General features: G+C 73.3%; 6 protein-coding genes. 2 read left to right on the top strand and 4 right to left on the bottom strand.

Annotation, left to right across the window (positions count from 1 at the left end):
• The 4 genes from ACLQ2W_RS32075 to ACLQ2W_RS32060 all read right to left on the bottom strand — a co-directional run.
• The coding region (locus ACLQ2W_RS32075; protein ID WP_425791427.1) for a non-reducing end alpha-L-arabinofuranosidase family hydrolase at positions 1-575 on the bottom strand (575 nt) is incomplete at its 3' end.
• A gap of 139 nt (positions 576-714) precedes the next feature.
• Entirely contained in the window at positions 715-1,779 is a 1,065-nt protein-coding gene (locus ACLQ2W_RS32070; protein WP_425791426.1) for an SRPBCC domain-containing protein, read from the bottom strand.
• Positions 1,780-1,826: 47 nt separating this feature from the next.
• Complete coding sequence (locus ACLQ2W_RS32065; RefSeq protein ID WP_425791424.1) at positions 1,827-3,143, bottom strand: low temperature requirement protein A; 1,317 nt, start codon at positions 3,141-3,143, stop codon at positions 1,827-1,829.
• Positions 3,144-3,155: 12 nt separating this feature from the next.
• A complete protein-coding gene (locus ACLQ2W_RS32060) occupies positions 3,156-3,785 on the bottom strand; it encodes a TetR/AcrR family transcriptional regulator (RefSeq protein ID WP_425791422.1) in 630 nt (209 codons plus the stop codon).
• A gap of 122 nt (positions 3,786-3,907) precedes the next feature.
• Here ACLQ2W_RS32060 and ACLQ2W_RS32055 point away from each other — a divergent pair, with 122 nt between their 5' ends.
• Together ACLQ2W_RS32055 and ACLQ2W_RS32050 are read left to right on the top strand one after the other, a co-directional pair.
• Positions 3,908-5,545: an MDR family MFS transporter gene (locus tag ACLQ2W_RS32055; RefSeq protein WP_425791420.1), complete on the top strand. Its 1,638-nt coding sequence runs from the start codon at positions 3,908-3,910 to the stop codon at positions 5,543-5,545.
• Between the two features lie 85 nt (positions 5,546-5,630).
• Positions 5,631-6,482, top strand: coding sequence for a phosphatase PAP2 family protein (locus tag ACLQ2W_RS32050; protein ID WP_425791418.1), 852 nt, complete (start codon positions 5,631-5,633; stop codon positions 6,480-6,482).
• Position 6,483 lies beyond the last annotated feature (1 nt).

The raw sequence follows: 6,483 nt of genomic DNA, 5'->3' as shown, positions 1-6,483 counted from the left end.
CCGGACTTCGGCTGCGCCAGCGCGCCGGTCGAGGACCACCGGTAGCTCGACGGCAGCGAGCAGGTGCCGCCCGGCGGTGGTGTCGTGGTGGGCGGCGGGGTCGGCGAGTTGGTCGGTGACGTGGTGGGCGAGGACGTGGGCGGCGTGGTGGGGGCGGTGCCGCCGGTGCAGGTGACGCCGTTCAGCGCGAAGCTGGTGGGGGCGGGGTTGCTGCTGGTCCACGCGCCGTTGAAGCCGAACGAGGTGGTGCCGTTGGTGGGGATGGCGCCGTTGTAGTCGACGTTCTTGGCGGTGACGTTCGCGCCGCTCTGGGTGACGGTGGCGTTCCAGGCCTGGGTGACGGTCTGGCCGGCACCGTAGGACCAGGTCAGCGTCCAGTTGTTGAGGGGGTCGCCGAGGTTGGTGATGGCGACCTCGGCACCGAAGCCGCCGCCCCACTGCGACGACACGGTGTATTTCACCGAACAACCGGCGGCTGCCGCGCCGGCCGGCAGCGCCGCGACGACACCGGCCGAGGCCAGCAACGCGACGCCGGCCGACACCAGGCCGACATGGGCCGCTCTGGATCTGGACATGGGGCTTCCTCCTGTGGTGGTGGCGGCTCGCGCATTCGCGGGGGCGATTGTGTTGTGAGCGTTAACAGCCGCGTCAGGTATGTTACGGGAGCGCTCCCATGACCTCAACGATAGAAATATGTGAATGATCCCAGCAGGGTCAGGACGTGGTGCAGGGGGCGCCGTCGGCGGCGCAGGACTCCGGGGCGTCGTGCAGCGGGTCCGGGTCCCGGACGTCGAAGCGGATGGTGGTCGAGCCCTCGGGCGGCAGCTCGGGGCCGGTGAACGTGACCACCACGCCGTCCTGCGCCGCCTCCGCACCGTTGACCGAGCCCACGGTGGCCCCGTCGCCGAGCGTCACGGTCACCGTCCACTCGGAGCGGGGGGCCGGTCCGGGATTGCGCAGCACCACCTCGCCCCGGTAGCCGAAGACCCGGTCGGTGACGGTCTGGTACGTCGCGGTCAGCCCGACGGCGGCCACCGACGGCGTCGGACTCGGCGTACGGCTGGGGGAGCGCGACGGCGACGGCGAGGGGGAGGCGCTGCGGCGGCTGGCGCTCGGCGTGGGCCGGGCGGTGGTGGGCCGCGGCGACGCGGCGGGCGCGGTGGTGGGCAGGATCAGCGCCGGTGACGACGGCGGCGGGGCGGCCGGCGACGGCGGGGTGTCCCGGGTCGCCCACAGCGCCGCCCCGGCCGCGCCGGCGAGCAGCGTCACCGCGCCCGCGGCCAGCAGGACCCGCCGTCGGGGGCGACCGCGCTCGTCGCCGAGCAGGCGGATCACCGGCAGCTCCGCGGTCAGCCCGCCCTCGGCGCGGCGCAGGTCCACCTCCTGGAACGCGAGCCAGTCGAGGATCGCCGGCAGTCGCCCGGTCAGCGCCCGCTCGTGCTGCTCGGCGCGCGCGTCGGCGTCCCAGTCGCCCTCCTCCAGCACCTCGCGGACGGAGAGCCGGGTGCCGTGCCCGCTGGGGGTGAGGTCGCAGGCCAGCCGGGTGGCCCGGTCACCCTCCCGGCACCGCACCACCAGCCGTCGGGGCGCGCGCAGCTCGACCAGCTCCACCTCGGTGTCGGCGTCGTAGCCGGGCAGCGCCGCGGTCGCCAGTGTCCAGCGGTCGTCCCGCGGTGTGCTGTCGGCGAACCACTTGGCCAGCAGCGCCCGCTCGGTCAACGCCCGCCAGATCCGGGCGGGCTGGTGGAACAGGTCGACCTCGGTGGCGATCTCGATCACCCGGAGACTCTACGGCCCGCGTCGAGCGGCGGGCCGGCGCGGTCAGGTCACTCCGACTCGCCGTCGTGCCACCGGGCCCGCCAGGCGGCCTCGTTCTCCTCGGCGCTGGCCCGCTCCTGGTGCACCGCCCGGCGTAGCGCCACCCGGGCGTCCGCGAAGACCACCAGCTCGACCGCGACCAGCGCCAGGCAGATCGCGGTGAGCAGGCCGAGCGCGCCGAGCGCGGACAGGTGGCGGCCGACCGGCAGCGCGACCGCCAGCACGACAAGCGTGCCGAGCCGGGTCCACGACAGCGTCCGCAGCGTGCGCCACTGGAACGCCATGTTGGCGGCCAGGTAGACCATCACGCCGACGAAGAGCAGCGGCACCGCCGGCCCGTGGCCCCGCTCCGCCGCGCCGCCCACCGGGTCGGTGACGGTCCGGACCAGCTCCTCCGCGCCGATCGCGAACAGGATCACCCCGGCGATCATGGGCAGGTAGAGATAGGCGTACGCGTCGCGCGCCATCGCCACCCGCGGCTGGCCCCGGGCGGCGTGCAACGCGATCCGGGCGGCCGGCCCGATCATGTCGAAGTGGGCCCACCAGAGCGCGGCGGTGAACAGGATGCCGAAGATCGCCGCCGGGATGGCCGGCCAGGTCACCGGCTTGCCGAGCAGGTTGCCGCCGACGCCGACCGAGATGACCGACTCGCCCAGCGCGATGATCAGGATCAGGTCGTAGCGTTCGGTCCAGTGCTCCGCCGAGGTGATCTTCCAGCCGTCGGTGCCGGCCAGCAGCCCGCTGCTGTACTGGATCGCCACCACGGCGATCCACAGCGCGTCGCGCAGCCACGGCCCGGTCTCCGGGTCCACCTGCGGCGGCAGCAGCGCGGCCACCAGCAGCAGGCAGGTGGAGAGCAGCACCTCGGGCAGGAACAGCCACACCTTGCGCCGGGCCGCCGGGTCGTCGCGGGTGGCGTACCAGTAGAGCGACGTGTGCACGACCCGGATGACCACGTAGCTGACCGTGACCAGGATCGGCCCGGCGGTGCCCTGGCGCAGGTCGCCGAATGTCTGCGGCAGGGCCAGCGCGAACGTGAACAACGCGACCATGCCGATCACCATGAGGATCGGCACGAAGCCCTCGCCCAGCCGCAGTCGGGCGGCCACCGCGCTGTGCACCACCCAGCACCACCAGAGCACGGCGAGCGCCAGCAGCGCGTGCAGCAACTCCCGTACCGTCACGTTGGCGGCGGTGGCCCGCGTGATGATGAAGAACGACACCACGAAGACGAGGTCGAAGAAGATCTCGAACTTGTCCACCCGGGCGGCCGGGGCGACCCGCGCCGAGGGCCCGAGCCCTTTGCGCCACCGATCGCCGCCCACCGGCCGAGTGTGTCAGCCCAGCTCGGCCGCCACGGGTGATTCGGCGGGCAGTCCCTCGGCCACGGGAGTGGCGTGGGCGAGCACGTCGCGCAGCACGTCGCGCAGCGGCGCGTCCGGGTGCTCGATCCACTGCTGGGCGGCGACCCGGAGCGAGGCCAGGAACGTGGCGGCCAGCACCCGCGCCCGCAGCGGCCCGTCGGCGCCGGTGAGCCGGCGGGTGATCTCGGCGGACAGCTCCCGCTCGATGGCCGTGTACGCGCCGACCTGGTGGGCCGCCAGGCTCGGGTGGCCGTGCAGTCGACGGCGTCGGTTCAGCCACGGCTCGGCCGGGTCGTCGTACGCCTCGTCGGCCTGGGCCAGGGCGGCCCGGGTCAGCGCGGCCCAGGGCGGCAGCTCGGTGGGCTGCGCCGCGACCAGTTCCAGCATCCGACGCAGCCGCATCGTGTCGCCGTGGAACAGCGCTTCCTCCTTGCCGGCGAAGTAGTTGGAGAACGTGCGCCGGGAGACGTTGGCGGCGTCGGCGATGGCCTCGACGGTGACCCGGTCCGGGCCGTGTTCGACGGCCAGCCGCAGGGCCGCCTCGTGCAGTGCCAGGCGGGTGGCCGCCTTCTTCCGCTCCCGCAGGCCGGTGCACTCGTCCATGCCGGCCAGCGTACGTGATCCTTTTCTCAACGGGCAAAGTTGCCTGATGGGCAACATTTGTTGATGATTGCTTGAGGCAACCAAGCGGCCACCCCCCATCCGACACCCCAGGAGGACGCGCGATGAGCGCACCCACCATGACGGCCGAGGCCGCGCCGATGAGCCGGCGGCAGACGCTGGAGGCACTCAGCGGCCTGCTGCTGGTCCTCTTCGTGGCCATGTTGAGCAGCACCGTCGTCTCGACGGCCCTGCCGAAGATCATCGGCGCGCTCAACGGCTCGCAGACGCAGTACACCTGGGTGGTCACCGCCACCCTGCTCACCGCCACGGCCACCACCCCGATCTGGGGCAAGCTGGCCGACCTGTTCAGCAAGAAGCTGCTGATCCAGGTCGCCATCGTGGTCTTCCTGGTCGGCTCCGTCGCGGCCGGCTTCTCGCAGAGCGCCGGCCAGCTCATCGCCGCCCGGGCCTTCCAGGGCATCGGCGTCGGCGGCCTCCAGGCGCTGGTCCAGGTGGCCATCGCGGCGATGATCCCGCCGCGCGAACGCGGTCGCTACAACGGCTACCTGGGCGGCGTCATGGCGCTCGCCACGGTCGGCGGCCCGCTGCTCGGCGGTCTCATCGTCGACACCTCCTGGCTCGGCTGGCGCTGGTGCTTCTTCGTCGGCGTGCCGGTCGCGATCATCGCGCTGTTCCTGCTCCAGATCACGCTGAACCTGCCCACCGTGCGCCGGCAGAACGTCAAGATCGACTACCTGGGCGCCGCGCTGATCGCGGCCGGCGTCAGCGTGCTGCTGATCTGGATCTCCTTCGTCGACGACTCGTTCGCCTGGCTCTCCTGGCAGACCGCCGCCATGGTCGGCGGCGCGGTGCTGCTGCTGGCGCTCGCCGTCCGGGTCGAGGCGCGGGCCGCCGAGCCGGTGGTGCCGCTGCACATCGTCCGCGAGCGCACCACCGCGCTCGCCATCCTGGGCAGCCTCGCGGTCGGCATGGCCATGTTCGGTGGCGCGGTCTTCCTCGGTCAGTACTTCCAGATCGGCCGCGGCTACAGCCCGACCGAGGCCGGCCTGCTCACCATCCCGATGATGGCCGGCGTGCTGATCTCCTCGATCGTGGCCGGCCGGATGATCACCACCAGCGGGAAGATCAAGCCGTACATCGTGTTCGGGGCGATCCTGCTGGTGGCCGGGTTCGCCCTGCTCGGCACCATCGACCACGAGACCTCGCTGGTCATCGTCGGGGTGGCCATGTTCGTCGTCGGCGTCGGCGTCGGCATGACCATGCAGAACCTGGTGCTCGCGGTGCAGAACACGGTGGCGCTCAAGGACATCGGCGCGGCCAGCGCCAGCGTGGCCTTCTTCCGGTCGCTCGGCGGCACCATCGGCGTCTCGGTGCTCGGCGCGGTCCTGGCCCGGCGGGTCACCGACCGGATCACCCACGACCTCGCCGCGGCCGGCATCCCCACCACCGGCGGTGGCGGCAGCACGCTCAACCTGGACGCGCTCCCCGAGCCGGTACGCCAGATCGTCCGCGCCGCGTACGGGGACGCGACCGGGCACATCTTCCTCATCTCGGCCGCGATCGCGGTGGTCGGTGTCGTGGCGGCGCTCTTGCTGCGCCCGGTTACCCTGCGCTCCAGCCTCGACCTGCCGGACCCCGGCCGTGCGGTGGCGGTGGGTGCCGACGCGGTCGACGGAGCGCCCGCGTTCGACGGGGTGGACACCGACCCGGCCGGCCGGGAGGAACACGCCCGCCGCTGAGCCGGTAACCCCAGGGCCGTCGCCGACCCCGGCGGCGGCCCTGGTCCGTGCCGGCCGGCCGGGCGGACCCAGGCGAAGGAGGAGCATGGACACCAGGCGAGGCGCGTCCCGGCCCGGTGGCGCGCTGCGCCGGACGGCCCGGGAACTGACGCTTGTCGCGGTGCTCTTCCTCGCCTACAAGGCGGGCCGGCAACTGGTCGCCGGACGGGCCGGCACCGCGCTGGCCAACGGGGAGCGGATCTGGTGGCTGGAACGGCTGCTGCACCTGCCCGACGAGGCGCTCGTGCAGGCGCCGCTGCTGGCGCACGAGCTGCCGGTACGGCTGGCCAACAGCTACTACGCGTACGTGCACTTCCCGGCCACCGTGCTCTGCCTGGTCTGGCTCTACCTGCGCCGGCCGGCCCACTACCTGCGGCTGCGGCGGGCGCTCGCGGCGCTCACCGGCGCGGCGATGGTGCTGCACGTCTGTGTCCCGCTCGCGCCGCCGCGACTGACCGCGCTCACCGGCCTGATCGACACCGGCCGCCGGTACGGCCCCAGCGTCTACGGGCCGCCCGACGCCGACCAGCTCAGCAACCAGTACGCGGCCATGCCCTCGCTGCACGTGGGTTGGGCGCTGGCGGTGGCGCTGGCCCTGGTGGCGGTCACCGCCGGGCGGTGGCGCTGGCTCTGGCTGGCGCACCCGTTGGTCACCATGGTCGTGGTCGTCGGCACCGGCAACCACTACTGGCTCGACGGGGTCGTCGCGGTGGCGCTGCTCGGACTGATCCTGGCCGCGCTGCCCCGACCGGCCACGGTGGACCACCGGTGCGTCCCGCCGGTGGTGGGGCCATCCCGTCCGCACGTGGTGCCGCCGCCGCGCCGCGCCGGCCGCCGCCGGACCACGAAGGTACCGACGGCGGCCGACGTCCGACTCCGCCCACCCGGCCGGGGCTGAC

The organism is Micromonospora sp. DT227 (assembly GCF_049841835.1).
Lineage (GTDB): Bacteria > Actinomycetota > Actinomycetes > Mycobacteriales > Micromonosporaceae > Micromonospora.
This window is presented reverse-complemented; position numbering and strand designations above follow the sequence as displayed.

What these genes read in the sequence shown, in the direction of transcription:
- ACLQ2W_RS32060 (WP_425791422.1), bottom strand. Translation starts at nt 3,785, where the DNA reads ATGGACGAGTGCACCGGCCTGCGGGAGCGGAAGAAGGCGGCCACCCGC.
- ACLQ2W_RS32055 (WP_425791420.1), top strand. Translation starts at nt 3,908, where the DNA reads ATGAGCGCACCCACCATGACGGCCGAGGCCGCGCCGATGAGCCGGCGG.
- ACLQ2W_RS32050 (WP_425791418.1), top strand. Translation starts at nt 5,631, where the DNA reads ATGGACACCAGGCGAGGCGCGTCCCGGCCCGGTGGCGCGCTGCGCCGG.